The organism is Corallococcus sp. AB049A (genome assembly GCF_003668885.1).
GTDB lineage: Bacteria > Myxococcota > Myxococcia > Myxococcales > Myxococcaceae > Corallococcus > Corallococcus interemptor.
Genome location: NZ_RAWL01000084.1, coordinates 1 through 24,338, shown reverse-complemented (window position 1 = coordinate 24,338; position 24,338 = coordinate 1). Strand labels below are relative to the sequence as shown.

Sequence of the window (24,338 nt, the reverse complement as noted above, 5' to 3'; positions counted from 1 at the left end):
CTGCGTGGGTGGGCCGCCGGGTGCGGCCATCACGGGGGTCGCTACTTTGAGGGCAGGGAGCCTGCTCATGGACCTCTATAGCGCCGCCAGGCGGATGGCCCGCCCCTTCCGGTTCACCAACCCGGCGTCCTACCGCGAGGTCTCCCTCGCGGGACGCGGGGTGATTGGCGATGGGTGCTCCTGTGCGCTCGTCCGGCCGGACGGCGTCATCGACTGGCTCTGCTTCCCCCGCTTCGACAGCCCGAGCGTCTTCGCGGGCATCCTCGATGACGAGAAGGGCGGCATCACCGGCATCACCCCCGTCGTGTGGCCCTTCGAGAGCCTGCAGCGCTACGACCCGGACACCAACGTCCTGGAGACGCTGTTCCGCTTCGAGCGCAAGGGGGCCATCCGCATCATCGACTACATGCCGTGGACCAACGACCCGCGCTCCACCGTCCACGAGGTGCACCGGCGCATCGAGTGCCTGGAAGGCCCGGTGGAGCTGAACATCGTCTTCGACCCGCGCTTCGGTTACGGGGCGTCGCGGACGCGGGTGGAGCGGAAGGAGCACGGCCTTGTCGCTCGCGGGTCGGGAGGGGAGCGGCTGGTCGCCGTGCTCAGCGGGGAGGCGGAGTGGCGGCCCTGCGAGGCGCTGAGCGGCCATCCCTGCCGGGAAGACAGCGGCCTCCAGACGCGCATCCGGATGGGGCCGGGCGAGCGGCGCTGGATGATCCTCTCGTGGGACTCCGACCGGCCGGAGCCGCTCGCCGCGTACCGGCCCTTCGACCACCTGCGGGATACGCGTCAGGCCTGGCGCGAGTGGGCGCAACAGCTCCACTACGAAGGGCCCTGGCGGCACCACGTGCTGCGCTCCGCGCTGGCGCTGAAGCTGCTGATGTACGGCCCCACGGGCGCGATGGTGGCCGCGCCCACCACCTCGCTCCCCGAGTGGATTGGCGGGCCTCGCAACTGGGACTACCGCTTCAGCTGGGTCCGCGACTCCGCGATGGCGGTGCGCGCCACCAACCTCCTGGGCTTCCAGCACGAGTCGCGCGAGTTCTTCTACTTCGTGCGCGACACGTTGCAGCGCGGTGGCCCGCTTCAGGTGATGTACACGCTGGACGGCGCCGCCGTGCCGCCAGAGCGGGAGCTGGAGCACCTGGCTGGCTTCCAGGGCTCACGGCCGGTGCGGCTGGGGAACGACGCGAAGGACCAGTTCCAGTTCGACACCGCGGGCGCGCTGCTCGACGCGGCGTACCTCTACGAGCGCTCCGGCGGGCGGCTGCCGCTGCGCACCTGGAGGCTGCTCCGTTCGGTCATCCAGGCCACCGCCCGCCGCTGGAACGAGCCCGACCATGGCATCTGGGAGCCGCGCCGGGAGATGCGGCACAACGTCCACTCGAAGCTGATGGGGTGGCTGGCCCTGCGCCGGGGGCAGCACCTGGCACGGCTCTTCGGGGAGACGGCGCTGGAGCAGTCCAGTGCCGCCCTGGCGGACGTCATCCGGGCGGACATCCTGCGCAACGGCGTGGATCCATCGCGCAAGCACTTCGTCGGAGCCTACGGAGGGAACGACCCGGACGCAGCGCTGCTGCTGCTGCCCATCGTGGGCTGCTTCCGGGGGACGGATCCGTTCATCCTGAGGACGCTCGACTGGCTGCGCGCGGAGCTGGGCACGGGCCCGTTCCTGCGCCGGTACCGGATGGATGACGGCGTCGGGGGGCCGGAGGGAGGCTTCATCCTCTGCGGCTTCTGGCTGGCGGAGGCGCTGGCGCTGGCCAATCGCATCCAGGAGGCCGAGGACGTCTTCGTCGCGCACGCGGAGGCGTCGAACCATCTGGGGTTGCTGGCGGAGGAGATCCACCCGCTGACGCGCGAGCAGCTGGGAAACTTCCCACAGGCCTTCAGCCACCTTGGCCTTATCAGCGCCGCCGCGCGCATCGACCGCGCGCTCAGGCTTCGGGACGAAGGGCAGTCGGAGCCCCCGCACCTGCTGGAGCCCGAGCCGCCATCCATTGAGATGGGTGTGCCATGACGACAGGCTGGCGGCGCTCGCGAGCCGCCAGCCCACCGTGCTTTTCAGCCGGTCACAGACTGCAGGTGACGGTGTTGTTGCCGCTCAGGTACGGAATGGTCTTGCTGCAGAGGTAGGAGCCGTAGGTGCTGGTGACCCGGTACGGCGACGGGCAGGTCGTACCGCACGAGGTGAAGGACGAGCCCGTGTTGGGGTTGCACTGGACCGCGTTGTTGATGTTGGTGCAGAAGTCGCCACACGAGCTGCTGCACAGGTAGGTCGTCGGGTGCTGGCCGCTCGGGCAATTCAGACCACAGTACTGGGTCAGTTCCTGCTGCGCCGACGCCATCTTGGGCTCGGCGCTGTCCTCCGCCTGCTCGGGGCCTCCGCACGCGGTCAGACCGAGGACGAGGGCACCCACCAGAAGCATTCCAAATCGAGACATACGTCCACCTTTGTCGTTGTGTGGTGATGGCTGGAAGGGGCGCATCGCGCCCGCCCCAGACCGCGGGCAAAGATAGACGGATGTCCATGTGCTGCAAGAGATGCTTGCGTTTTGAACTGCATCTGGCTTTCCCTGGCGGAATGCCAATTCAATGGCAGGGAAGAAGTTGGCTCTGGCTTCAACTTCCCTGGGTGCTCGAATGGCGCGCCCGTCAGGGTTTCGCCGTCATGGGCCGCTGCTTCGCGCGCAGGCTCAGCAGGACGCCCGCGAGCAGCGCGGTGCCACCCAGGAGCAGCCGCTGCGTGAGGGGCTCTCCGAGCAGCAGCACCGCGCCCACTGCCGCGATGACCGGGACGCACAGTTGCACCACCGCTGCACGAGCGCTGCTCAAGTGGGGCAGCGCCGCGTACCAGAGGCTGTAGCCCACGCCCGAGGCGAGCGCGCCTGACGTGACCGCGAGGAGCAGCCCCTTCGGTGACAGGTGTGGGGCCGCGTTTAAAGCGAGGGCGAGCATCACGAGCACCAGGGCCAGCGGCACGCTGCGCACGAAGTTGCCGGCCGTCGCCGCGAGAGGATCCGTGCTCCCACGCCCCCGCAGGCTGTAGATGCCCCACGCCACGCCCGCGGCGGCCATGAGCCCCGCACCGAGCGCATCCGGCGCGCTCGCTCCAGGAAGCGTGAGCCCCGCGAGCCCCGCGAGTGCCACGGCGAGCCCCGCCCACTCGAGAGCGCGCGGCCGCTCACCGCGCGCGAGCCCCGCCGCGAGCATGGTGAGCTGCACGCAGCCGAAGAGCAGCAGGGCGCCCACGCCCGCGCCAATGCGCACGTACGCGAAGCTGAAGCCGGCCGCATAGACGAAGAGCGCGAGCGCCGAGGCCCAGCTGCCATGCCCTGTCGCCCCACGGCCGCCCCGCCGGAGCCGCAGCAGCAGCGCGAGTACCAGCGCTCCGGACGCAAGCCGCACCAGCGTGAACGAACCCGCGTCGATGCTTCGCGCCGCCCCCCCTGAGAGGGCCGCACGGCACAGCAGCGAGTTCGCGGCGAAGCCCAGGAGGGCCAGCAGGGTGAGGAGGGGCGTGCTCATCGCGAGAGGGAAAGGAATTGGGTTTGTGGATAGGGTGCGGGGATGCGCACCTTCCTGCTTGCCGCACTGTCAGTCATATCGCCTCTCGCCGCTTGTGGTCCGGGGCCTTCCGAGGCACCTCCCAAGACCGTGGTGCCGGAGGTCCAGTCCCTGCAAACGCAGTTGAACTGTCTGCCGCCCACTGACTGGGCCTGGGCACCGCCCGCGACGGTGAATGTGGGCCTCATCGCCAGCCAGGTCACGTCGGTGGTGGGCCTGAGCGATAGCATTGGCGGCGTGGGCGTGAAGCTGGAACTGGTCAACAACCAGTATCCGACCCAATACGTGAACGTGGTGGAGGACCGGAGCGCGGCGGGAGCGGGCTGGCAGACCAGCTACATCATCCAGGACTGGCCCAATGGAGTGGGCAAGATCGTCTTCAACCAGGCGGCAGGTAACTCCCTGGGAGGGCAGTGGGGTTACACGAACCTCTATGCCTTCTCTGGCAGTACCATCAATGCATTGGATTGGAATCCGCTCGTGGCGGACCACATCCATGCGGAACCAGGTACGCCCTATACGCCCTTCAGTCCCTGCTTCGGCACGGGGTATGTCTTCGATGACGGACAGTCGAACATCACGGGCACCCTCGTGAACACGGCGGCGGGCTCGGTGGTGCGCTGGAATAATGCCTATTCCTTCCGGGCGCGGATGAACCAGTCATGGCCGCTGTGGCGAGGGGAGCAGGCGCTCTACCTGAAGAAGGATGTGGCCGCCATGGGGGACCTGCGCATCTACCTGAGCAAAGAAGGCACGATTCACGGCCCCATCCGCCCGGTGAACCGCTTCAGCATCCTCGGAGCCGATTGCAACCAGGAGAAGGGCTCCCACTGCAACATGGAAAAGGTTGACTACGCGGTGCTCGTCTGGACCATCTTTGGGGTCGACGTGGGCATCTCCATCCGGGTGGATGAAGACATCAGCCTGAACATGGAGGAGGAGACCTACTGCACGAACCCGAACGACCTGACGTGCGGCAACATCAATTTCCATGCGTGGACGACCCTGCCCTCCGCGAACATCCCGGCGGGCTCCGTGCGGGCCGTATCGCGGGACTACTACATCGGCACCCTGCCGCAACTGGCGGCGCTGGGGTACACGATCCAGTAGGCCATCAGCGATGGCGTGGGGTGGACGTTTCGCGGCCCCGCGGGGCATCAACCAGTTTGCGTCAGAAGGCGTTACTCCACTGACTGAAGCTGGTTGTGCCACCCCCGGGGGACCCCATGTCGCTGAAGCTCCTGTCGCGGACGGTCGCGTCCGCCTGCGTGCTGTTCCTGCTGCCGGCGTGCCAGAGCACGGGCAATCCCATCCCACCGCCAGATGACACCCCCTGCCGTGGCACCGCGTCCGCACAGACGCCCATGCGCGAGAAGTTCCTCAAGGTCGCGAAGCCGGTCCCCGGGGAGTACGTCGTCGTGCTCAAGGAGCCGCAGGGAGGGGACGCGGCGCTGGCGCCGGAGGCCGTCGCGCGGAGCCTGACCGGGCGCTTCGGTGGCAAGGCCTTCCACGTGTACGCGCACGCGCTGCGAGGCTTCGCCGCGCGCATGAACGCGAACCAGGCCCGCGCCATGTCCTCCGCGCCCGAGGTGGAGTACGTGCAACAGAATGGCGTGGTGACGCTGGACGAGAGCCAGTCCGGCGCGACGTGGGGGATTGACCGCGTCGACCAGCGCGACCTGCCGCTCGACCAGCTGTACCTGTACAAGACGCAGGGCCGGGGCGTGCACGTGTATGTCCTGGACACGGGCCTGCGTCCCACGCACCAGGAGTTCGCCGGGCGGGCGGACATCGCCTTCGATGCCGTCGGCGACGGCCGCGACGGCGTGGACTGCAACGGCCATGGCACCCACGTGTCCGCCACGGTGGGCGGAAACATGTATGGCATTGCCAAGAGTGCGTCGCTGCATGCCGTGCGCGTGCTGAACTGCGAGGGTGCGGGGACGACGGCGGGCGTGGTGGCGGGCGTGGACTGGGTGGCCGAGCACCACCAGTCCCCGGCGGTGGCCAACATGAGCCTGGGCGGCGGGGAGGACGCGGCGCTCGACGATGCCGTGCGCCGCTCCATCGCGTTGGGCGTGACGTATGTGTTGGCGGCGGGCAACGAGAACCAGGATGCGTGCAAGCGCTCTCCCGCGCGCACCGCCGAGGCCATCACCGTGGGGGCCACCAACAGCGTGGACCGGCGGGCGTCCTTCTCCAACCACGGCGACTGCGTGGACGTCTTCGCGCCCGGCGAGGGCATCCTGTCGGCCTGGGCCAGCGATGACACGGCGGCCAAGACGTTGAGCGGCACTTCCATGGCCACCCCGCACGTCACCGGCATCGTCGCGCTCTTCCTGGAGGCCCATCCCACCTCCGCGCCGCAGGAGGTCAGCGCCGCCATGACGGGCAACGCCACGCCGGACAAGGTGAGCAACCCCGGGCGCTGCTCACCGAACCGGATGGCCTACTCGGGCTTCATCGAACCCCTGCGGGCCCCCACCGTCAGGAACAGCGGGGAGTAGGCACGTCGCGCGGACGGCCGTGGCTTGTGCTGGCGGTGCTCTACATCGTGCTGGGCGTGGCCTTCCTGGGCCTGGGCATCTTCGCCACGCTGGTGGAGGACGACGTGCTCTGATTGTCACCCGGGGTGTTTCCACCTGGGAGCCCGCCGCGCATCAGACGCAGCGCGGCGCTTCTTGCTGTACTTGTCCCGTGATCAGCGGTAGACGGGCGCCCCCGATTTTGTGGGGAGTTAGTTCAGTTGGTTAGAACGCCGGCCTGTCACGCCGGAGGCCACGGGTTCAAGTCCCGTACTCCTCGCCACCAAGAGCCCAGCAATCCTCAGGGGTTGCTGGGCTTTTCTTTTTCCTCCGCCTCCTGTGTGCCCTCAGTCGGCGTGGAGGACGTAGCGGCTCCCATCGTCGAGCAGCGCGTGGATGCGCAGTGGCGTCGACTTCGCGCCGCCGGTGAGCACCGGGCCATGGCAGCCGTCGCCGTGCCACAGCGCGCCGGGGTACGCGGCCTCCCAGCGTCGACGCTCAGTCCCTGCCGCGCAGCGAGACGCAGCCCAGCCCGCGCTTGTCGAGCAGCCGCCGCACGGTGGCGGCGCTCACCGCGTCCTCGCGCACGCGGTCCTGGCGCACGAGCGTCGCGAGAATCAGCTCCGCGGTCGCGCTCGGGTCCTCGCGCCGCACGTCGCGGGCGAGCTGCTTGCCGAGCTCATCGAGCGCCTTGGCGCCGCCCGCGTCCTTGCTCGGTGGGCCTGCAAGGGGGCGGTAGCGCCAGCGCTCCAGCGTCGGCACGCTGAAGTGCCGCATGCGCTCGGCCGCGCAAGTCTCCGCGCATCAACTGGCGGTGCATCACCGGGCTGATGGCCTGGCTGCGGAAGATTGCAGTCTCTTCGCCATGGGCCTTCGGGACGAACTCGCCCATGGAGGCCTCCTTCCCGCCGCGGATGACGTCCGCTGCCCGGGCTGTCGAGCAGCGCGCCGGCGAGGCCGTCCTTGTTGGCGTCGGTGAAGGTGACGTGCAGCCCCTGGATGGAGGCGAGCTGCTGTCATTGAAACATTGAAACCGTGATGACTGGCCGAGAGTGGCTGACTCAGCAGGTCGGGGGAGGGTGCCAAGTCATTTCAAGCAGGCCAATTTACTCATCAATGCTGGCGCGGCACGGCGGAGCAGGAACAATACAGCGGGTGAACCCTCCCGACTTGCAAGGTTGCGGTAACGCCCCACTCCGGATGGCACGATGCAAGAGCAACACGGTGCCAGAAATGAGAGGAGGGGTTGATGGGAGATCCCATCAACCCCCCTCTGTTCAGCTGAAACGAGGAACGACCAGCTTCAACAGCTTGAATCAAAACACCCGACGACTAACGAGCCTTCGGGCCGCCGCGAACGTGGATCTTGATCTTCATGTCGTGCCTCCTTTCGAATTGAAACGGTAAGTGTAGTGGAAGCTGGATGTCAAATCGGGGCAGCAATAAAAATGCAACGCATTGCGGCGATGCGAATGGAGCCCCGCGTCGCATCGAGCTGCCGTACTCAGACAGGGGCGTGAATCACAAAGCAGGGGCCGAGGTGTTGACACGGCGCGACCATAAAGGCGACCTTGGTTCACGGACCATGGCATATCCCTTCGAGCGGACGCTTCGTTCCCTGAACTACGAGTCGGACACGCGCCTCGTGTTCGTCGCTCTGATGGTGGTGTGTGCCGGTGGGCTCATCGCCTGGTCGCTGTTCGCCCAGGTCCCGCTCGTCAAGGCCAGCTCACAGGCCCGCATCGAGCCTCACAATGCCGTCCATCGCATCGAGCCGCCCAGCGCGGGCCGGGTCGTGCACTCGCTGCTCAAACTCGATCAGGAGGTCAAGGAAGGCGACCTGCTCATTGAGTTCGACGCACGGGCCGAGCGCCTCGAACTCGAGCGGAGCAGGGCGACGCTCGCCGCGACCGAGAAGGAGCTCGCCATCATCCGCCAGCAGATCACCAACAAGCAGCAAGAGGCGGCTTTGACTGCAAAGGTAGACGAGGTCGCGGTCAAGGAGGCGCTGGGGAGGGAACAGGAGCTCGCGCCCAGGCACCGGCTCGCGGTGGAACGCGCGCAGCTGGCCCTCAACAGCCCGACGGGCGCGGTCTCGGAGATGGAGAAGCTGGAGCGCACGACCGATGTCGACGCGCTCCGCTTCGCGCAGACGGCGCAGGGCCTGGCGATCGCCCGACTGCGGCGAGAGCAGGACGTGCGCCGTCAAGCCCTCGCCGCGCAGCTGCTGGAGCTCGAGCGCGAGGCGCTGGGCGCCGAGGGGCGGATCCGGGAGCTCCAGGGCACCATCGACCGCCTCGAGTACCAGATCGAGCGGAAGCTGTACCGGGCGCCGGCCACGGGCCACCTGGTCGACGTGGCGGAGCTTGGCGCGGGAGCGTTCATCGCCGACGGACAGCGGGTCGGCACCATCGTCGCGAGCGATGCCGAGGTGCGGGTGCGCGCCCGTTTCCCCAAGGAGGTCGTCGGGTTGATCCAGCCCGGTCAAACGGCGCGCCTCAAGCTCGACGGCTACCCGATGACCATCTACGGGACGGTCCCCGCCAGGGTGACGGCTGTCGGGACCGAGCCCGGCCAGACCGCCACGCCCGAGGCCATCCCCGGGACGGTGCGCGTCGAGCTCAAGTTCGCGCCACCGGACGATCCGCGCATCCAGCTGCGCCACGGCATGACCCTGGTGGTGGAGGTCGAGGTCGCGCGGGCGTCGCCTGTCGCGCTGCTGATGCGGGCGGTCGGCGAATGGAATCCGCAGCCTGAGGAACCGCCCACGACCGTGTTTCAGCCCGAGGCCGAGGCCCGCTGACCATGACTCCTCCCAGGCGCCGGCGCTCGATCATTCCCGAGGTGATCCAGATCTCGGCGACGGACTGCGGCCCCGCTTCGCTCAAGAGCCTGTTCGCGGGGATGGGCGCCGAGCTCAACTATCGAGTCCTTCGCGAGGTGTGTCAGACGGACGTCGATGGCACCTCCATCGTCACCCTGGATGAAGTCGCGAACCAGCTCGGGCTCGACTCCGAGCAGGTGATGCTTCCGCTCGATCACGTGGTGGTCCCCGAAGCCAAGGCGCTTCCCGCCATCATCGTCACCCTCAGCGCGGGAGGACGGCCGCACTTCGTGGTGCTGTGGAATCGCGTGGGCCCGTTCATCCAGGTCATGGACCCGGCGGCGGGCCGGCACTGGACCCGGATTTCGACGCTGCTGAGCCACCTGTACCAGCACACCACGTCCGTTCCGGCGGACGGCTGGCGCGAATGGGCCGGGTCCGAGGAGGCGGTCGCGACGTTCGAGCGCCGCCTGCTGACCCTGGGGGCGGCGCAGGCGCGGGAGCTGGTGGCCCGGGCGCTCGAGGACCCCGGGTATCTGCCCATCGCCCGGCTCGACGCTGCGTGCCGGGCGTCCGAAGCGATGATCCGCGCGGGCGCCGTCCGGAGAGGCCGGACGGCGGCGGGTCTGCTGCAATCCATGATGGCGAAGGACGCGTCCGGCGAAGTGCCCATCCCCGCTTCCTATTGGTCCGTCCGCCCCAACCCCGAGGTGGACGGCGAGCTGTCGATGACCGGCGCGGTGCTGATGCGGGTTCGCGGTTGGCGCGAGGCTTCGGGCGCGGGCGAAGACGCGCCGAGAGCCGTGCTCGCGAGCGACCTGGCGACGGAGCTTGTTGCCAGGCAGGTGAGCCCGGCGCGAACGCTGCTCCGCCTGCGAGGCGAGGATTCGTGGGTCGTTCCGGGCCTGATCGCGGTGGGACTGGTGTTCGCCACCTTCGGGCGGATCCTGCAGGCGTTGATGCTCCGTGGCGTGCTCGACCTGGGGCGCGACCTGGGCACGTTCGCGCAGCGTGCGACGGGCATGGCCGTGCTCGCGGGCGTCGCGCTCTGCTTCATGCTCATCCAGATCCCCATCTCATTGGGACTGCTCGGCATTGGCCGCCGGCTCGAGGTGCGGCTGCGGAAGGCGTATTTCGAAAAGCTCCCCGAGATGGAGGACCGCTACTTCCAGAGCCGGCTCGCCTCCGACATGGCGTCTCGCACGCACAACATCCAGGCGATGCGGTCGCTGCCGCCCCTGCTCGCGCAGGCCCTGGTCCTGTCGCTCGAGGTCGCGAGCATCACCGCCGCGCTCATCTGGGCCGCACCGCACGCATGGCACATCGTGCTCGCGCTCGCGGCGGTCACGCTGCTCGTGCCCCTGGTCGCGCAGAAGCTGCTCTTCGAGCCCGACCTGCGCGTGCAGATGCACTCAGGCGCGCTCAGCGGCTTCACCCTGAACGCGCTCGTCGGGCTCACGCCGATCCGGATCCACGGCGCCGAGCGGTCGCTGCGCCGCGCGCAGGAGACCTTGCTCGTCAGCTGGACCAAGGCGCGCTATTGGCTCCAGACGCTGTCGGTCGGCTTCGAAGGCGGGCTGATGCTGGCGAGCTACGGCCTCGTCATGCTGCTTGTCTATTCGTACCTCGCGGGCACCAACCGGGCTTCGCTGGTGTTGTTGGTCGTCTATTGGGCGCTGCGGTTCCCCATCCTCGGCCAGCGGCTGATGGTGCTGAGCCGCGCGTTCCCGAATGCGATGAACCGGGTCCGCCGGCTCCTCGACGTCATCGGTGACATCAAGGAGCAGCCGGCCCGGCCCGAGGCGCCGGTGCAGCAGCCTGTCGCGTCCGCGGACGCCGCGAGCGGCGTTTCGATCGTGATGGAGAAGGTCCGCGTGAAGGGCGGCGGTCACACCATCCTCGACAAGGTCTCCTTGAACATCGCCCCCGGCGAGCACGTGGCCGTGGTCGGTGTCTCCGGAGCAGGCAAGTCGACGCTGGTCGGCCTGTTGCTCGGCTGGCTCCGGCCTGCGCGCGGCCAGATCAAGATCGACGGGCAGGTGCTCGATCAGGCCGCCGTCGAGCGGCTGCGGCGCACCACGGCCTGGGTGGATCCGGCGATCAGCCTCTGGAACCAGAGCCTCATCGACAACCTCCGGTATGGCAACGACGGCGCGCACGGCTGGTCACTGACGGGGGCGCTCAAGGGCGCCGAGATGCTCGACATCCTCGAGGCGCTTCCAGACGGGCTGCAGACGTCGTTGGGCGAGGGCGGAGGGCTGGTCTCGGGCGGACAGGGTCAGCGCGTGCGCCTGGCGCGCGCGATGCTTCGCTCCAACGTGCGCCTGGCCATCCTCGACGAGCCCTTCCGCGGTCTCGATCGCGACCGGCGCGCGCGGCTCCTCGCCGAGTCCCGGCGGCTCTGGGCGGACATCACGCTCCTCTGTGTCACCCACGACGTCGAGCACACCCAGGGGTTCGATCGCGTGCTCGTGGTGGAGAACGGCCGGATCCTCGAGAACGGACCGCCGAAGGAGCTGCTCGCGAACAAGGAGTCGCGGTACTCCGTGCTCCTTCGCGCCGACCAGGAGAATCGCACGCTGCTCTGGGGCGGTGGGCGCTGGCGCCATTGGTGGCTTTCGGACGGCCAGCTGGTGGAGCGGCCGGCGCCGAAGCCGGTGGAGACGCCGGTCGCGGAGCCCGCCGCGGACGAGCTGGAGCTGGCGGGATGACGCGCTCGCACTCCGACCTGTTGTGGCCGGTCGAGCGGCTGCCCGACGCGCTGGAGCAGCTGGCGCAGCGGCAGGGCTATGGCAGGGCCGCGGGAGAGATCGCTCCGCCCGCGGCGGCCGTCGAGCCGAGCCGGGTATGGATGTTCGCGCTCGGAGATCGACTCGGCGTGGAGCTCGAGCCGATCACGCCGCTCTACCACGAGCTGCCCGACGTCCTCGAACGCGCCGCGCCCTGCATCCTCCAGGTCCGGCGAGACGGCGTCCCGTCCTACCTGGTGCTGCTGGGGACGCGGCGCGGGAAGCTGCGGCTGCTCGCGCGCGACGCCACGGTGGTTTCGGTCCAGACGAAGAGCGCGCTCGCGCTGCTGCGCGAAGAGCAGGAGGCCACCGTCGCCGAGGTGGACCAGCTGCTCGGCGGCGTGGAGATGTCGCCCCGTGCGCGTGAGCGCGCCCGCTCACGGATGCTGCTGCAGCGGCTTGGCCAGGCGCAGCTGCGCACCGGGTGGATCATGCGCCCCCGGCGCACCGCGAGCCGGCGGACGCTGCTCGGCGACATCCCGTCGCTCGCCGCCGGCATCCTCGTGAGCCATACGCTCCTGTCGCTGGTGCTGGCGGGCTCGTTCTGGCTGCTCGGTCGCGCCGCGCTCCAGGCCCACCTCGAGACCGGCTGGTTCCTGGGGTGGATCGCAGTGATCGCGTGCGCGATTCCGCTGCGCATGCTCGAGGTGTGGTGGCAGGGCGTGTTCTCCATCCGGCTCGGAACGCTGCTGAAGCAGCAGCTCCTCGCGGGAACCCTCAAGCTGACCCCCGACGAGGTGCGGCTCGACGGCATCGGCCGCCATTTCGGCCGCGTCGCCGAGGCCGAGGTCGTCGAGCAGCTCGCGGTCGGCGGCGCCCTGCTCGCGGTGTTGTCGCTCGTCGACCTGGTCCTGGCGGGCGTCATCCTCGTGCTCGGGGCGGGAGGGTGGCCCCAGACGATGGTGCTCGTCCTGTGGGTGGTGGTCGCGTTCGTCCTCGCGCGCCGCCACTACGGCGTCCAGCGGGCGTGGTCGGGCGCGCGCGTCGAGATCACCCACGACCTGCTCGAGCGCATGCTCGGCCATCGAACGCGGCTGGCGCAGCTTCCGCTGGAGCGCTGGCATGATGGCGAAGACCTCCGCTTGAGTTCCTACTCCGAGATCTCGAAGGTCATGGATCGCCGGACCATGCAGCTGACCGCGCTCCTGCGCGACGGCTGGCTGGTGCTCGGCCTGCTGACCTTGCTGCCGGCGTTCAGCAGCGGTACGGCCAATCCCAGCGCGCTGGCGGTGTCCGTGGGCGGCATCCTGCTCGCGCTGCGCGCCTTCGACGAGGTCGCCGTCTACTTCCAGCAGGTCTCCCAGGCGGCGGTGTCGTTCGAGCAGATCCGCGACTTGTTGCTCGCGGTGGGCCGCCCCGAGCTGGAGTCGAAGGTCCCGCTCGAGATGGAGGGAGGCAAGACCACCGACGCCGCTGGCGGGACCCTCATCGAGGCGCGGGGCGTGACCTTCCGGCATGACGCGCGCACCCGGCCGGTGCTCGAGAACTGCTCGTTCCAGATCGCGCAGGGCGACCGCATCCTGCTGGAGGGCCCTTCGGGCGGTGGCAAGTCGACGCTGGTGTCGCTGGTGACGGGCCTGAGGACGCCGCAGGGCGGTGTGATGCTGCTGCACGGGCTGGACCGCGCGACGTTCGGCTCCTCGGGCTGGCGCAAGCGCATCACCGCCGCGCCGCAGTTCCACGAGAACCACGTCCTGTCCGGCAGCTTCGCGTACAATCTCCTGCTCGGGCGCGAGTGGCCGACCTCGCCCGAGCTGCGAAGCAAGGCCGCCGCGCTGTGCAAGGAGCTTGGGCTGGACGAACTGGTCGCCAAGATGCCCGCCGGCCTGGAGGAGATGATCGGCGAGACCGGCTGGCAGCTCTCGCACGGCGAGAAGAGCCGGCTCTACATCGCGCGCACGCTGCTGCAGGGGGTCGAACTGGTCATCCTCGACGAGAGCTTCGCCTCCCTCGACCCGGAGACCATGCGGGTCGCGCAGCGCTGCGTCCTCAACCACGCGAAAGCCCTCGTGGTCGTCAGCCACCCATGAGACTTCGATTTTCGCTCGCCCTCCTCGCGACACTCTGCTCCGGTTGCGAGCTGATCCGCCCCGTCGTCGTCGAGCCGCCCCTGGCGCCGAGCAGCTACGCGATTGCCGTCGAGCCGCCCACACCGTCCAGCGCACCCGAGGGCGTGCCCGCGCAGCCCGCCGAGCCCGTCACCCAGGACTCGGTCTGGTGGTCGGCGTTCGCCGATCCGGCTCTCGACACGGCCATCCAGGAGTGCTTCGGCGAAAACCTGGCCCTGCGCGACGCGCGCGAGCTGATCTACGAGAACCAGCTCGACCCCGCCGTGCCGCAAGGTTGGTGGTACCCGCTCCAGGTCGGCATCCTGAACCCGGCGGGGGTGAGTCATGTCGTCGCCAACGTTCCGCCCGCGCCGCCCACCCGGACCGAGTACAGCGTCGCCACCGTCGGTGTCGGCGTGGCCTACCAGGTCGACCTGTTTGGAGCCCTGGATGCGCAGCGGCGCGCGGGATTGAACTTCGCCGAGCAGCAGCGGCAGCTCACCGAGGGCCGCGTCCAGGACCTCGCGGTGCGGGTCACCCAGCTCTGGTTCGACATCCTCGAGGCCCGCGCGCTCCGGGACCTCACGCTGCGGCAGATCGACTACAACAAGGAGCTGCTGCTGCTGATTCGAGCGCGGTTCGAGCAGCACCTCACGCCCCGGCTCGTGGTGCTGCAGCAGGAGCAGCTGCTGGTGAACCTCGAATCACAGGTGCCGCTGATCGCCACCCGGAACGCGCTCTTGAATTCGGAGCTGAAGTCGCTGCTGGGCCGGGTCCCCAACCCCGCCGACGACGTCGTTCCACTCGATCGGCAGCTTCCCGATCTCCCGCCTCCTCCGAAACTCGGAACGCCGGATGACCTGAACGCGAACACGCCCGAGATGCGGCTCGCGGAGCTGCGCGTCGCCGAGGTCGAGCACCGCATCAACGCGAACCTGGCGAGCTGGCTTCCGACCATCCAGCTGGTGGGCAACGTGGGCGCTTCGAAGTACGGCCTCAAGGAGCCGGTCCTGGGCGAGTCCGTCGTCGGGGTGAACCTGACCTGGGCCCTGTTCGATGGAAGGCGGGTCACCGAGTACATGCGCCTGCCCATCCAGCTCCAGCGCCGCCAGGTCCAATACCAGCTCGCGCTGCACACCGCGATTGGACGGGTGCAGGATGCCGTGGTCCAGGAGGAGAACGAGGCGACGAGCCTGCGCAGCCTGCGCGCGCAGGTCCAGCTCGGGCGGCAGCTCCTGGACGAGGCGAGGCGGCTCTTCGAGCAGGGGCACTCGGACTATCTGACGGTGCTCACCGCCCTGACGAACCTGGTCGGGCTCGAGCGCGCGAGTCTGCAAGCGCAACGGCTGCTGCTCAACCATCGCGTCGAGGTCTATCGCTCGCTCGGCGGTACCTGGTCGCACGACGTCACCCTGATTCGGGAGTGAGAAGCCATGGCACAGCTGCAAGCGGATGAGATGCTCTACATTCCCAATCGAAGGCGGCTCACGCACGACCGGCTCGACGCAGGCAATGGCCAGCAGGTCCTGCACCTCTTCTATGGCGAGGTGGAGCTCATCTTCGACGAGCCGGACATCGCGCCCGTGGGCGAGAAGCTGCTCCAGGTCGAGCAGTTCCAGGCCTCCGACGCCATGGCGTGGTCGGACGGCGCGCCCCACTCCTGGGACAAGATCCGGGACCTGCTCGAAGCCTTGATGGAACAGCGGGTGTTGAGGCGGGTCTCGGACGCGCCCACGGGCCGCACCGCGGTGTCCTACCCGGAGCGGTTGGGTGAGGTGCCCGCCGGGCGTGAGCCGCGCACGTTCAGCGCCCACGACAATCGTTGCCCCTTTCTGACCGAGCAGGCGTTTGGACGGGCGTTCGAGCTCTCGAACCTCGAGGTGGTCGTGCCGGTCTACCGCGTGGCGCATCCAGCGCTCGACGGTGACGGCCGGCAGGTGGGCGAGAACAACGTCGCCCCGCGCACCTTGTTCCTCGACCTCCCGACCGTGCGCAAGCAGTGCCACTACGCGGGGAGCCGGTACCAGAGCGAGCTCCCGATGAACGTGACCGCCATGAAGGCCATGGCGCGTCAGTGGCCGGAGCTGCTCTCGCTGACCGAGCAGTTCCGCAAGGCCTTCCTCGCGCGCATGCCGCCCCGGACCCCGGGCGTGCTCACCGCGGGCGAGCTCCACATGATGGTCGTCTGCACGCTCGCGTCGGTCGGGTACGTGATGGTGCGGGGCACCCAGCCGGTGCCGAACGGAGAACTCGACAACGGGCTCGCGGCCATGTTCCGGCTGATTGACGGAGTTCGCCTGGTCACCAACGACCTGGTGCGCGAAGCCCCCGAGCAGCCCGTCACCGCGCAGACGATCGAGGACTATGCCGAGCGTCACGCGGTCTTCCATGGTCCGCACGGCGTGTGCGCCGGGCCGCCGGCGTTGATCAACGAGTATCTGCAGGTGTTGACCGGCGCGGCCCCGGCCCCCATCGAGGCCCAGCCCGACATCGCGGCGCGCCTCGGCGATCTCGACGCCGCGATCGATTACGGCCTGCTCGGGCAGCGCGTCGAATCGGTGGTCCGCTTCCTCGGCGCGACCCAGGGGCTGCTCCACGAACGGCTCCGGGCGGCGTTCGCCGGGCACCTCCCGCGCACCGCGCTGCAGGAGTTCGTGGAGGCGCCCATCGATGTCGCGCACTACCCGTTGCTCCGGGACGATTTCCCCCTCGCCGAGACATATCAGCGCGAGATCAAGCTCAGCCGCTGGTTGTTCGCGCGAATCGGCGAGGCGTTCCCCGGCACGCCCCAGGGCACCTCGCTGGACGAGCTGGCGAAGCTGGACCCCGCCGAGCAGGCCACGAGCCAGCGGCGGCTGGCCGAGCTCTTCGCGCATGGGCTGCCGGGAGACAAGGTCGTGGCGGAGCCCATCCTCGGTGAGCTCGCTGGCGTCGCCGCCACCGCGTTCGCGCTCGAGCGCCGGTGCCTGCGCGTCGTCGAGCGCGAGCAGGCGATGCTGAACCAGCGGCTCCGGCGCCCGGACCACCCTTTGACTGGCGCGGACCTGGCGGTGTTCACGCGGCCGCGCAATGGCCCCCCGTTGGCGGAGACCCTCGCGCGCGGCCTGGGCGTCTCGGTCACCAGCGACTCTGCCTCGACCGTGGTGCGGTACGGTGAGAGCAGCCTCACGTTGAAGGACTAGAGGGTTCAATGCATCCAGAGCTCGTCCGCCGCTTCCACGAACCGATTCGCGACGAGGCCGCGCGCCGGTATGGCCTGTCGCCCGAGCAGCTCACCGAGCTCGCGGCCTTCGAGAACTTCGTCTACGAGGCGGAGAACGACGACGGCGAGGGCATCATCTTGCGCATCTCGCACAGTACGCGCCGGACGATTGACTACACGTTGGGGGAGGTCGAGTTCGTCCGCTACCTGGCCGCGGCGCGCATTCCCATCGCCTCGCCGGTCCTCTCCGATTCGGGGCAGTTCGTGGAGCGGATCGAAGACCGCGAGCCCGGCAGCTACTTCGTCGCCACCGCGTTCGAGCGCGCGCCGGGCATCGTCTTCGACGACGCGCCACCGCTCAAGGAGCGCTACTGGAAGCCGCCCCTGTTCCGCGACATGGGCCGGCTGTTCGCGCGGCTCCACAACCGCGCCCAGACCTACGCGCCTTCGAGCCCCAGGCTCAAGCGCCAGGAGTGGCATGAGTACGACGTGGTCGACATCAACCGGTTCGCGCCTCCCGAGGAGAAGCTCGTTCGCGAGCGCACCGCGGCGATCATCGCGCGATTGAAGCAGCTCCCGCGAACACCGGAGAGCTACGGGCTGATCCACGCCGATCTCCACATGCACAACTTCTGCTTCGCCGAAGGGAAGATCACCGCGTTCGACTTCGACAACTGCGAGTACGCGTGGTTCGTCAAGGACATCGCGGTCCTCCTCTTCTACATCGCGCGAGGCGAGGCGAAAGAGGCGCGCGAGGAAGCGGTCACTGCGTTCCTGGGGCCGTTCCTCGAAGGGTATCGGGAGCTCCGGCCGATGGAGCGCGAGTGGCTCGCGGCCGTGCCGGACCTGCTCGCGCTCCAGCGCTCGATGAATTACGCGCTGTTCCACCAGTATCGCGACCCGGCCGTGCTCGACGAGAGCACGCTCGACCGGTGGGGGCGGTTCCGGCGCGACATCGAAGCGGACACCCCCGTCCTGCAGATTGATTTCACGCGCTTCTAGCGCAGTCCACCCCTTGGACCCGATGTTGATGAATCAGAAGAGCGTCGTGATGACCAGGTAGCTCACGTAGAGGGTCCACGACATGAACGCCGCGAAAGAGATGAGTGCGAGCTTTTCAACCCAGTCGGGGCGGGCCTTGCGCCAGGGGAGGAACAGCAAGGCGCCTCCTGCGAAGAACGGTAGGGGCAGGAGGTTGACCGCGGCCATCTTGACGCTCAACAAACCCAAGGCCGTCACCCGTTCGCCATGCTGGATGAGCGCGAGAAAGTGCTCCACGCGGTCGCGAAGCAGGAAGAGTTCGAAGGGCATGGCAAAGCCGCTCGCGAACTGGTGAAGGGCCTTGGACGCGCCCAGGCACGCCATGCCGATGGTGACCTGCACGACCCAGGGAAGCAGGACTGCGGCCGCGTACCGGGGCGCTGAGAGCTGAAGCAGTGAGTCGCGGGACGCGGCGCCCTCCGTCAGCGCCTTGAAGCTCACCGCACCTCCCCCGGGGATGAGGCGGAAGGAGCAGGGAATGCCGCCGATGTGGCACTTCACCAGGGTGGGGCCGTAGCCCAGGATAGCGGAGACGGGGCGTGCGCCCACGGCCCAGCCCACCGTGACTTGCACCAGCGTCCAGACGAGGGTGATGCCGAAGCAGAGCATCCACAGCCAGAAGATCAGGGAGAGGCGATCCATGTGTTGCGTCCCTGCCTACCATGTCCCGGCGGTCAGGAACGTCAGGGCGGGGAGGCGGCGCGCAAGGGTTGAGCGCGCCGCCGGGCCCTTGCCTCAGTGCCCCCAGGTCTCCGAGTTCCAGAGCGGGGTGACGCCGTCCTTGTCGTAGAGGACGAGGTTGCCGTCGTTCTGGAGGATGAGATACGCGCCCGGATGTCCCCAGGTCATGCTGTTCCAGACGGCCTGGCCCACCGTCGGACTGGCGGTGCGGTAGAGCACGAAGTTGCCGTCGTCCTGCATGTGGGCTGACAGCGCTCCCTGGCCCGCGGTGTTCGCCGTCCACAGGACGCTCGTCCCCTGCCAGAGGACCAGGTTCCCGTCGCTCTGCAGGGCGAGCGTGAACCGGCGGTCGTTCGACGACATCGACTGTCCCAGCGAGAGACTCTGGCCGGCGACGAGGATGTTCGTCCCCACGCCCACGGCCTGCCATGCGGCGGTCACGGAGGCGATGTCGGCCGCGCTGTACCCGAGCTGCGCGGCGGCCTGCTCCGTGGCCAGCTTCGCGTCCGCGAACGTGGCCATCGTCTTGCCGAGCAGCAGCACCGTGTTGGCCCGGTGGAAGATTTGCGCCGCCTTGGCGATGCCAATGCCTCGCACGGCGATGGTGGAGCGCCCCCTCGGGTGCTGGCCACCCTGGGACAGGAGATAGAACGCCAGGTTGGGGATGCCCGAGCTGTAGTGGACGTCGGTGAACGGGCTGAAGGTCTGGTCGAAGTAGTCCAACGACTGCCCATCCAGCTTCGGGTCATTCATGTAGCGGAGGGCATCCCCAGACGTGGCGGGCGTGTAGATCTCCTCCGCGCACTTCCAGGTGTTGGCGGTCACCACCTGGCCGTTCCGGTACCACTCGCACACGCTGCCCATGATGTCGGACATCGACTCGTTCAGGGCGCCGGGCTCGGCGAAGTACAACAGGTTGGACGTGGAGCGGGTGAGCCCATGGGTCACCTCATGCGCCGTCACGTCCAGCGCGTTGACCATGTTGCCGAACGTCACCCCGTCGCCGTCCCCGTACAGCATCTGGTTCTTCGAGCCGCTCCACGCCGCGTTGGCATAGCCGTAGCCGTAGTGGACCGAGCTGACCAGCTTGGACCCCGCGCCGTCGTAGGAGTCGCGGTTGAAGAGGCTCTTGTAACAGTCGTAGGTCGTGCCAAGCAGGTCGTAGTTGGTATTGACCGTGGGGTCCGCGACCGCCGCGCCGCCCTCCGCCCGCATGAGGGTTCCGGGGAGGTTCGCGGAGCCGCCGTGGTTGACGTCGTACACCTCCCGGTTCTTGAGCGTGTAGATGTTCGGCAGCCGCAGCACGACGGACCCGCTCACGGCGTTGATGAGGACGTCCTCATCCACCGCCATGCCGTCCTGGCTCCGGCCTGTCACATTCACCCGGTACACCAGGTCCAGCTTTCCACCCGCCGGCCAGTAGGCCATCCGCGGATGCGCCTCGACCTCCAGCTTGTCGAGCCGCGCGGAGTCCTGCCGGGCCACCGCGATGGCGTCCTCGGCGCTGAGCCGCGCGTCTCGTGGCGCGTCGAGGTCCGCGCGAGCGTTGCCGTGAACCGCGTAGACGGTGTCGTCCCGCGTGTGGAGGACGAGCGCGCTGCCCAGGACCTCGCGGCCATGCTTGCGCTGCACATAGACGAAGTGCCGGTCGCCAATGCCATCCGTGACGGCCCGCTGGAAGGTGAGCTCCGAGGGATCCGCGCGGAACACCTTGCTCGCCGCCAGGAGGGAAGGGCGCAGCGCGGTGACTTCGGCCTCCTCGGTCCTCGCGTTCCCGGCGAGCCGGAGCTGGCCGAAGTTCCCATTCGCGAACGTGGGCACCTGGCCCAGGTCGGCGCCCACCACCTGGAGATGGGTGACCTCGTGTTCTTCCGTCCCCTGGCAGGCCGAAAGGCTGACCAGAAGTCCCAAGGTCGCGAGCCCCTTGAATTGATGCGCGGTCATCATGGTGAACGGTGTCTCCTTTCCGCTTCATGCTCCAGATCGGCCCAGACCTTAATCAAGGAAAATGCTGAATTCCAAGAGTGGGGCTGGGAGATGTGTTTCAATGCCGCTCAATCCCTCAAGGAGAGACACGCCATGAAGCGCTTCCTGGGTGTGCTGACGGTGCTTGTCGTCCCGGTGCTGGTGGCCTGTGGTGGATTGGAGCCTGTCGAGGCGCCGGAGCTGGAGCAGCAGTCGAGCGCCCTCGTCACGTGCTCACAGACCTGTCCGGATGGCTCGACGGTGTCCTGCCAGGGGAACACCTGCTCGGTGCAGGCGGACTCCGTCCAGTGTGATGGCTTCTACAACATCTGTCTCCCATCCACGCCCTTCTGTGGGCTGAACAATCGTTGCAGCAAGCTCGCGGGGACGCCGTGTTCGCCCGTGGGCGGGTCTCGGAGCTGCTGTCTGCCGGGCCACCCCAATCCCAATTGCTTCTGTACGTCCCAGGGCGTCTGGGCCTGCAGCGCGCTGTGACACGCCAACGCGGGCGGCCCCTGCTCAGCCATGCAATCTACTGAGCGGCCCCAGCGCGATGCGCGAGGACGTGGACGCTGTCCAGCGCACGCGCCACGTCCGCGTCATGCGTGACGACCACCAGGCCGCGCCCGTGCGCCTTCATCCCATCGAGGTCTCGCATCACGCGCGCGGCGGTGCGCGCATCCAGATGCTCGGTGGGCTCATCGAGCAGGAGCCAGGGCGCCTCTGAGAGCCAGGCGCGCGCGAGGAGGACGCGCCGTCGCTCGCCTCCGGAGATGGCCTCGCCTCCACGGCCGAGCGGCGTGTCGAGCCCCAGCGGCTGCCGCGCGTACCAGTCACCCAGCCCGGCCTTGTGCAGCGCCGTGATGGCCTCGTCGTCGGTGAGCGTCGCGCGCACGACCCGGAGGTTCTCTCGCAGGGTGGTGTCGAAGAGGTGCGCGTCCTCGGCCGAGTAGTGCAGCAGCTCCACCCGGCGCTGCTCGCTCACGTCCGCGAGCGAGACCGCGCCGAGCTTCACCATCCCCGCCTTCGGAGGCAGGTGCCCCGCGAGGCTGAGCAGCAGCGTCGTCTTCCCGCTGCCACTGGGCCCGGTGAGGGCGAGCGAGCTCCCTCGCCGCAAGGTGAGGTCGATGCCCGAGACAGCGGCGCTCAGGTCCGGCCAGCCGCACGCCAGCCCCTCCGCGCGCAGTTGAGCCGCCGGCGCGGGGGAGGCCAACGCGGCGGCCGGGGTCGCCTCCTCGGGCGTCTCGAGGAAGGGAAGCAGCCGCCGGGCTGCCTCGGTCGAACGCAGCAGCTGGGTCAGCGCCGCGGGCATGGACTGGAGGGCCTCGAAGGCACCGAGCGGCACGAGCACGACGACACAGAGCTCCACCTGGGAGAGCGCTCCGCGCCCGAGCGCCGCGAAGCCGAGGAGGAGGGCCGCCCCCACGCTCGCGCTCCACGCGCCGTGCATCAGGAAGGTCGCGGCGGCGGTCCAGCGCGCGGCCCGTGCGGAGAGGCGCTCCAGATGAAGGTCGTCCTCGCGCAGGGCTCCCAGCAGGACCGGCGCTTGTCCCGAGACCTTGCGCTCCGCCGCGCCTTCGAGCAGCTCCAGCGCCGTGGCCTGCTGATGCGACCGGGTGTCCGACGACGCCTTCTCCGACACGGCCAGCGCGCGCGCACCCATCCAGGGCGCGACGCCCCCCGCGACGGCCAGGCTCACGGCCAGGGCCCAGGCCGCGGCCGGGAGGAAGAAGGCGAGCAGGGCAACGCCGCCGACGCCGACGCCGGCCGCGATGGCCATGGGCACGAGCGCGCGGATGACCGCGTCGCCCACCGCGTCCACGTCGCCGCCGAGCCTCGCGACGAGGGCTCCGCGCTTGAGCCCCAGGACCCGCGTGAGTGGCCCTCGCGCGAGCGTGTCCACCAGCCGGGCCCTCAGCCGCGCCACGCCATGAAAGGCCAGTTCGTGCGCGACGAGCCGGTGGGCGTAGCGGAGGCACGCGCGGGTGAGCCCCAGGGCCCGCACGCCCACGATGGCGAGCGTGAGGTCGAGCACGGGCGGCATCTCGGCCGCGCGCGCGATCAGCCACGCGGACAGCGCGCCCAGGGTCGTCGACGCGAGGAGCGCGAAGGTCCCGAGCGCGACCGCGAAGCCCACCGTGCGTGGACGGAGCTCCAGCCCCGCCAGCACCTGGCGCAAGGGATGGCGGCTCATGCGGCCTCCGCGAGGGTGTCCAAAGGCGATGCGTGCGAATGGAGCGTGAGGACTTCGTCCGCGATGGCCAGCGTCCGCGCGCGGTGGCTGACCAGCAGGAGGGTCGTTCCCCGTCGGGCACGCCGCTTCAGGGCTTCGAGGACGCGCTGCTCGGAGCGCTCATCCAGGTGCGCCGTGGGCTCGTCGAGCAGCAGCAGCCGCTCGTCGCCCGCGAGGACGCGGGTGAGCGCGAGCCGCTGCCTCTGCCCCAGCGAGAGGCCCTGACCGTCCCGCCCCAGCTTCGTGTCCCAGCCTTCGGGCAGCCGCGCGACGACGGCATCGAAGCCAGTGGCCTCCGCGGCGGCGGACAGGGCGGAGTCCGGGATGGCGCGCCCCCGGCAGACGCTCTCGCGCACCGTGCCGGGCTCCAGATGGAGCCGCTGGGGCAGCCACGCGAGCTGGGCCCAGTACGTCGTCAGGTCGAGCGCCCCGAGCTCAAGCGCCGGCGCACCTTCAGGCCGCAGGAAGACGCCCCCGCGCGTGGGCGCGAGCAGCCCGAGCACCACCTCCAGGGCCGTGCTCTTGCCCGCGCCGCTCTCCCCACGCAACCCGAGGATGCGTCCCTGCCCCAACGGCAGCACGAAAGAGAGTCCCTCGGGTGCGCAGCGCCCCGCGTCGCGCGTGGCCACCGAGACGTCCCGCACCTCCAGCGCCCCGGAGGTGAGCGGTGGCGCGGCGAGCGTGCCGCGCGCGGGCTGGGGGGCTTCGAGCCGCGCGATGGCCTGCGCCGCCGCCTCGGCGCCCTCCGCGGACGCGTGGAAGAGCGCGCCCACCTGGCGCAGCGGCGCGTAGACCTCCGGCGCGAGCAGCAGCACGAAGAGCCCCGTCTCCAGCGCCATTCCCCCGTCGAGCAGCCGCAGCCCGATCCCCACCGCCACGCTGGCGATGGAGAGCGTGGTGATGAGCTCCAGCACGAAGCTGGAGAGGAAGGCGCGCCGCAGCGCCTTGAGCGTGGTCCGTGCGTGCGCCTCGCTCAGCCGCAGGACCTGGGCCGCGACGCCCCCGTGCCGGCCCAGCGCCCGGAGCGTCGCGAGCCCCGTGATGAGGTCCAGCACCCGCGCGCTCAGCTGCTGCATGCTCGCGAGCTGCCGCATCGTCGCCTCGCGCGTGAAGCGGCCCACCAGGACCATGAAGAGCGGGATGAGCGGCAGCGAGCCCGCCATCAAGAGCGCGGAGACCGGATCCGCGCGCCACACGCACACGAGCAGGGCCGGCGTCGCGAGCGCCGTGAGCAGCAGCTGCGGCACGTAGCCCTCCAGATAGGGCTGCAGCGCGTCCAGCCCGCGGGTCGCGAGCTCCACCTGCGCCACCCCGCTCGCCGGAGCGCCCTCCCGCTCAGGGCTGGACGCCAGCCGCGCGAGCAGGCCTTCCCGCAGCTGCGCGATGACCCGGTGCGCGCTCCGCTTCCCCGACCACTCCTGGAGCCCCGCCAGCGCCGCGCGCAGCAGCCACACGCCGCCCAGCCA

At 69.3% G+C, this 24,338-nt stretch carries 17 protein-coding genes and 1 tRNA gene; 11 read left to right on the top strand and 7 right to left on the bottom strand.

What is annotated here, in order from left to right; genetic code table 11:
• Positions 1 to 67 precede the first annotated feature (67 nt).
• Positions 68 to 2,017: a glycoside hydrolase family 15 protein gene (locus tag D7X55_RS12120; RefSeq protein WP_121723145.1), complete on the top strand. Its 1,950-nt coding sequence runs from the start codon at positions 68 to 70 to the stop codon at positions 2,015 to 2,017.
• 52 nt (positions 2,018 to 2,069) lie between these two features.
• Here D7X55_RS12120 and D7X55_RS12115 read toward each other — a convergent pair whose 3' ends face one another.
• Together D7X55_RS12115 and D7X55_RS12110 are read right to left on the bottom strand one after the other, a co-directional pair.
• Positions 2,070 to 2,417 carry a hypothetical protein gene (locus D7X55_RS12115; RefSeq protein ID WP_121723144.1) on the bottom strand — a complete coding sequence of 116 codons (348 nt, stop codon included), beginning with the start codon at positions 2,415 to 2,417 and terminating at the stop codon, positions 2,070 to 2,072.
• Between the two features lie 235 nt (positions 2,418 to 2,652).
• The gene (locus tag D7X55_RS12110) at positions 2,653 to 3,525 is read right to left on the bottom strand and encodes a DMT family transporter (protein WP_121723143.1); all 873 of its coding nucleotides are present in this window, start codon (positions 3,523 to 3,525) and stop codon (positions 2,653 to 2,655) included.
• A 42-nt stretch (positions 3,526 to 3,567) separates the two neighbouring features.
• Between D7X55_RS12110 and D7X55_RS12105 the strand changes: the two genes are divergently transcribed.
• From D7X55_RS12105 to D7X55_RS12095, 3 genes are all read left to right on the top strand, one after another.
• Positions 3,568 to 4,674, top strand: a complete 1,107-nt coding sequence (locus D7X55_RS12105) for a hypothetical protein (RefSeq protein WP_147470090.1) — start codon at positions 3,568 to 3,570, stop codon at positions 4,672 to 4,674.
• A gap of 116 nt (positions 4,675 to 4,790) precedes the next feature.
• Positions 4,791 to 6,071, top strand: coding sequence for a S8 family peptidase (locus D7X55_RS12100; RefSeq protein WP_120550239.1), 1,281 nt, complete (start codon positions 4,791 to 4,793; stop codon positions 6,069 to 6,071).
• Between the two features lie 224 nt (positions 6,072 to 6,295).
• Positions 6,296 to 6,372, top strand: a tRNA-Asp gene (locus D7X55_RS12095).
• A 215-nt stretch (positions 6,373 to 6,587) separates the two neighbouring features.
• Here the strand turns inward: D7X55_RS12095 and D7X55_RS44140 are convergent.
• Positions 6,588 to 6,866, bottom strand: a complete 279-nt coding sequence (locus tag D7X55_RS44140) for a hypothetical protein (protein WP_199746937.1) — start codon at positions 6,864 to 6,866, stop codon at positions 6,588 to 6,590.
• A gap of 808 nt (positions 6,867 to 7,674) precedes the next feature.
• Here D7X55_RS44140 and D7X55_RS12085 point away from each other — a divergent pair.
• The 6 genes from D7X55_RS12085 to D7X55_RS12060 are packed head-to-tail and all read left to right on the top strand — an operon-like array spanning position 7,675 to position 17,954.
• The gene (locus D7X55_RS12085; protein ID WP_120550240.1) at positions 7,675 to 8,892 is read left to right on the top strand and encodes an HlyD family secretion protein; all 1,218 of its coding nucleotides are present in this window, start codon (positions 7,675 to 7,677) and stop codon (positions 8,890 to 8,892) included.
• 2 nt (positions 8,893 to 8,894) lie between these two features.
• Positions 8,895 to 11,624, top strand: coding sequence for an ATP-binding cassette domain-containing protein (locus D7X55_RS12080; RefSeq protein ID WP_121723141.1), 2,730 nt, complete (start codon positions 8,895 to 8,897; stop codon positions 11,622 to 11,624).
• Entirely contained in the window at positions 11,621 to 13,732 is a 2,112-nt protein-coding gene (locus tag D7X55_RS12075; RefSeq protein WP_121723140.1) for an ABC transporter ATP-binding protein, read from the top strand. Before D7X55_RS12080 ends, D7X55_RS12075 begins: the two co-directional genes overlap by 4 nt.
• Complete coding sequence (locus D7X55_RS12070) at positions 13,729 to 15,177, top strand: TolC family protein (RefSeq protein WP_121723139.1); 1,449 nt, start codon at positions 13,729 to 13,731, stop codon at positions 15,175 to 15,177. The genes D7X55_RS12075 and D7X55_RS12070 overlap by 4 nt, the downstream gene beginning before the upstream one ends.
• A gap of 6 nt (positions 15,178 to 15,183) precedes the next feature.
• Positions 15,184 to 16,932, top strand: coding sequence for a hypothetical protein (locus D7X55_RS12065; RefSeq protein ID WP_121723138.1), 1,749 nt, complete (start codon positions 15,184 to 15,186; stop codon positions 16,930 to 16,932).
• Between the two features lie 8 nt (positions 16,933 to 16,940).
• Complete coding sequence (locus D7X55_RS12060; RefSeq protein WP_121723137.1) at positions 16,941 to 17,954, top strand: phosphotransferase enzyme family protein; 1,014 nt, start codon at positions 16,941 to 16,943, stop codon at positions 17,952 to 17,954.
• Between the two features lie 33 nt (positions 17,955 to 17,987).
• On the opposite strand, the gene D7X55_RS12055 is transcribed toward D7X55_RS12060, so the two are convergent.
• Positions 17,988 to 18,635 (bottom strand): hypothetical protein, encoded by a 648-nt coding sequence (locus tag D7X55_RS12055; RefSeq protein WP_121723136.1) that lies wholly within the window; start codon positions 18,633 to 18,635, stop codon positions 17,988 to 17,990.
• Between the two features lie 93 nt (positions 18,636 to 18,728).
• Entirely contained in the window at positions 18,729 to 20,621 is a 1,893-nt protein-coding gene (locus tag D7X55_RS12050; protein ID WP_121723135.1) for a M4 family metallopeptidase, read from the bottom strand.
• Between the two features lie 132 nt (positions 20,622 to 20,753).
• On the opposite strand from D7X55_RS12050, the gene D7X55_RS12045 reads away from it, so the two are divergent.
• Positions 20,754 to 21,134, top strand: a complete 381-nt coding sequence (locus D7X55_RS12045; RefSeq protein ID WP_121723134.1) for a hypothetical protein — start codon at positions 20,754 to 20,756, stop codon at positions 21,132 to 21,134.
• A 37-nt stretch (positions 21,135 to 21,171) separates the two neighbouring features.
• Here the strand turns inward: D7X55_RS12045 and cydC are convergent, their stop codons facing one another.
• Together cydC and cydD are read right to left on the bottom strand one after the other, a co-directional pair.
• Positions 21,172 to 22,833, bottom strand: coding sequence for a thiol reductant ABC exporter subunit CydC (gene cydC, locus D7X55_RS12040; protein WP_121723133.1), 1,662 nt, complete (start codon positions 22,831 to 22,833; stop codon positions 21,172 to 21,174).
• A partial coding sequence (gene cydD, locus D7X55_RS12035; RefSeq protein WP_121723132.1) for a thiol reductant ABC exporter subunit CydD occupies positions 22,830 to 24,338 on the bottom strand: 1,509 nt, incomplete at its 5' end. The genes cydC and cydD, both read right to left, overlap by 4 nt.